1 protein-coding gene is annotated in these 1,974 nt (G+C 53.7%); it reads left to right on the top strand.

Going from position 1 to position 1,974, the window contains the following annotated elements:
- Window positions 1-1,974 (top strand): replication restart helicase PriA (gene priA, locus AC3DOM_RS06455; protein WP_487918211.1); only part of this gene is annotated, 1,974 nt, incomplete at both ends.

Raw genomic sequence — 1,974 nt, forward strand, 5'->3', positions numbered from 1 at the left:
ACCTTAAATCCCCTCGCCGCAATGGTGGGGTTGATCTTGCCGAGCGGATTAAGCCAGCAAGCGGATACAGAGTTTGGGAATCGGGATTGGGAAATGGGGGTTGGGGAATCACCTATCGAGTTTTCAAAAATTCAAAAACGTTTGCTAAGCCTTCTTCAAAAATGCGGCTCACTGCGCGGCCGACAAATTGATCGTCACTTCAAACATGTCGATTGGCGTCAATCGGCGCAGGCATTGGTACGTCGCGGCATTCTTTCCAGCAAGTCTGTTTTACCCGCGCCAAAGGTACGACCAAAATTTATTCGCACAGCACAGTTGGCTGTCCCACCAGATTTTGCTGAAGAATCCATGTCCTCGCTGGGGAAAACTGAAGCAACACAAAAACGCCGCGCAGCAGCCCTCCAGTTCCTGATGCGTGAAGCGGATGCCATCGCGGTGACATGGGTCTATGCTGAGAGCGGTTGCAACCTGGCTGATTTGCAGATTCTGGCTGAAAAAGACCTGATCTCACTGCGCGAGACGGAGATTTGGCGTGATCCGGTTGAGAAGGTAAAAGTTGAAAAAGAAGAAAGCGATGCCTGGGTATTGACACCCGCGCAGGAGGAAGCGATGAGGGAGGTATATTCATCCTTCGCTGAATCGCAAACTCGCCCAATTCTCTTGCATGGCGTGACTGGCTCAGGGAAAACAGAAATATATATCCGTGCTGCCCAGGAGGCCATTCGGCGTGGCGGACAGGCATTAATCCTTGTTCCCGAGATCGCGCTTACCCCGCAGACAGTACGTCGACTTTTGGCCCGTTTTCCAGGACAGGTGGGCTTGATCCATTCGAAACTATCACAAGGCGAACGTTACGATACCTGGCGGCGGGCACGGGCAGGATCGCTGAAAGTTGTCATTGGACCGCGCAGTGCGCTTTTTGCACCGCTGCCCAAGGTGAGTTTGATCGTGTTGGATGAATTTCATGATGGCTCGTATCACCAAACTGAGCCACCTTTTTATGATGCAGTAAAAGCTGCCCAAATCTACGCTGAGATCAATGGCGCGGTCTGCATCTTGGGATCGGCAACACCGCCTATTGATTTGATGTATCAAGCAAAAAGCGCCCTCACCCATTCTCGCTCCGCTCGAATTTCCCTCTCCCGCAAGGCGGGAGAGGGGGAGCAAGCGAAGCGACGCGGGGGTGAGGGCGCTTTTGCACTCGTCGAACTCCCTGAGAGAATTGCTAAACGTGAACTACCTCCCGTCCAGGTCGTCGATATGCGCACCGAGTTGAAATCCGGCAACCGTGGCATCTTCAGCCGCGCCCTCAAGGATGCCTTATCCCAAACGCTGGCACGCAACGAGCAGGTAATTCTCTTTCTCAATCGACGTGGTACGGCGACCTATATTTTCTGCCGTGATTGCGGGCATACCCTGAAATGTCCTCGCTGCGAAACTCCGCTCACCTTGCATATGTCAAATCCTTCCCCCACGAGGGGGGGAGGTAGAGGGGGGGGCTTGCAATGCCATCGATGCAATTACACTCGTCAGATGCCCAAAACCTGCCCCGAATGTAAGAGTGAAAAAATCCGTGCTTATGGGTTGGGGAGCGAAAGGGTCGAGGACGAAGTCAATGTCCTTTTCCCTGATGCCCGTGTGCTGCGCTGGGATTGGGATACAACCCGCACCAAAGACGCCCACGAGCTGATTTTGAACCATTTCACCGCTCACCGGGCAGATGTGCTGGTCGGTACGCAGATGCTCGCCAAAGGGCTGGATCTGCCCCTCGTTACACTCGTTGGCGTGGTATTGGCAGATGTGGGATTAAATCTCCCTGATCCCTTTGCAGCGGAACGAGTCTTTCAGACGCTGACACAAGTCGCTGGCCGAGCGGGACGTTCCGAGCGTGGCGGACGTGTGCTGCTGCAAAGTTTTGAGCCAGAGCATTATGTGGTCCAACACGCATCCAGGCATGATTACGCCAATTTTTAC

It is taken from the genome of Candidatus Desulfolinea nitratireducens (assembly GCF_982879505.1).